Source organism: Aliiglaciecola sp. NS0011-25 (genome assembly GCF_040370605.1).
GTDB classification, from domain to species: domain Bacteria; phylum Pseudomonadota; class Gammaproteobacteria; order Enterobacterales; family Alteromonadaceae; genus Aliiglaciecola; species Aliiglaciecola lipolytica_A.
In genome coordinates, this window is record NZ_BAABWR010000044.1 from 1 (window position 1) to 1,977 (window position 1,977).

1 protein-coding gene is annotated in these 1,977 nt (G+C 45.4%); it reads left to right on the forward strand.

What is annotated here, in order from left to right; translation table 11 throughout:
* The first annotated feature begins 577 nt into the window (after positions 1-577).
* On the forward strand, positions 578-1,867 hold the full coding sequence (ltrA, locus tag ABWV72_RS21060; RefSeq protein WP_353372930.1) for a group II intron reverse transcriptase/maturase: 1,290 nt from the start codon (positions 578-580) through the stop codon (positions 1,865-1,867).
* Positions 1,868-1,977 lie beyond the last annotated feature (110 nt).

A 1,977-nucleotide genomic window follows, 5' to 3' on the forward strand; every position in this document is an offset into this window, starting at 1 on the left:
GCGTTAGTGCGTCAAGCGAAGCTTGATGCATCTTGCAGGGTGTAAGTCCCTGTCAGGTAAGGCTTAGCCAGCCACCTGTATCGAGTGTTGCGCCTATGGCGGAGTCTAGGATTGGTGAAATACTTATCAGCGATGCATTCGCGACTAGATGAACAATATAGGTGAAGCGTACACAGAGAATTATATAGGCCACAGGGAATGCGTGTTCCTGAAGTGCTGTTATCGCTCCGATAATTAATTAAGTTCTGACTGACGAGGCTTGTAACGCCGTCGAAGTCCATGCAAAGCAACCATTATTCAATTGATTTGAAATGGCAAGGTTGTGGCGAGTCAGCGGAGTTATTAAGCCGTGGCATGTATAAAGAGATGTATTGAGAACTTGAGATAGCCAAAGGTGTTCCATAAGGAAAATGGTAGTGACGCTAAGCCACAAGCGAGGCCAACGATGACCCTTTGGCAGTCAGACTTGCTCATAGTAGTTTGAGGTTGGGAAAGCCAATCACATGGCGAAGGAGCAAGCAGTTATATCAGGTATTTAGCAGATACATAGGCCGGACAAAGTAGGGCTGGATTCACTATGACAACCGCACTAAATGCCATCACATTTAAATCACAAACCCACCCAAACCACAGATTTCAGAACCTATATGGATTACTAGGAGATGATTTACTGTATCAAAGTTGGGGGCAACTGAATAAACGAGCGGCGCCAGGTATTGATGGTATCACTATACCCAAATACCAGACATCGCTTGTGGAAAACCTCACACGTTTAAGTTCAGCCTTGAAAGCCAAGCGCTATCGAGCCGATGATATTAAGCGAGTCTTCATTCCCAAAAGTCATGGCAAACAACGTCCATTAGGCTTACCCACAGTGGATGACAAGCTGGTACAGCAAAGCGTGAGCCAGATACTGCAAGGTATCTGGGAAGCGAATTTCTTGCCTAACAGCTATGGTTATCGGCCAAATAAGAGTACGCATCAAGCGGTGCATAGTTTGAGTTTGAATCTTCAGTTCAAAGGTTATGGCTATATTGTTGAGGCTGACATTAAAGGCTTCTTCGACAATATTGACCACGACTGGCTGATGGCGATGCTTAAACAACGCATTGATGATAACGCGCTCTTGAGCTTAATCGGACAATGGTTAAAAGCACGGATACACACTCCGCAAGGAGAATATCTCAAACCAAAAAGTGGCACCCCACAAGGCGGTATCATTAGCCCTGTGTTAGCCAATATCTATCTGCATTATGCATTGGATTTATGGTTTGAGAAGAAGGTAAAACCTCGGATGAGAGGCAGAGCGATGCTGATACGTTACGCAGATGATTTTGTGTGTGCGTTTCAGTATGCCAATGATGCCGAGCGATTTTACCGCGTGCTGCCAAAACGACTAAAGAAGTTCAAACTGGACACGGCACCAGAAAAGACCAGCCTGATAAGGTTCAGTCGATTCCATCCCAGTCGTAAGCGCCAGTTTGTGTTCTTGGGTTTTGCATTTTACTGGGGCATTGATGTGAAAGGTAAACCGAGATTAAGGCGGCGAACTGCAAATCTAAAGCAGCGACGTAGCCTGAGCGAATTTTACCATTTCATTAAAACCAAACGCTCGCAGAAGCTAGCAATTTGGCTACCCCAATTAAAACGCAAACTCACAGGGTTTAGAAATTACTTCGGATTACCCGACAACAGCCGCAGCGTGAGTAAGCTGTATAACTATGTACTGCATAGTTTATACAAATGGCTGAACCGACGCAGTGGCCGTCGAAGTTACAATTGGCGTGATTTTAAGAAGATGTTAGAGTATTTCCAAATACAGAAGCTACGAGTTAGCAAAAGAGTTATCGATGTTGACTGGTATTAAGGTGCGCGTGATTTACACGGGTGAATGTATAACTGAAGAGCCGGATGCGGTAATTCCGCACGTCCGGATCTGTGTGGGGTCGGCTCAGTAATGGGCCGCTCTACCACGAT

What these genes read in the sequence shown, in the direction of transcription:
- ltrA (WP_353372930.1), top strand. Translation starts at nt 578, where the DNA reads ATGACAACCGCACTAAATGCCATCACATTTAAATCACAAACCCACCCA.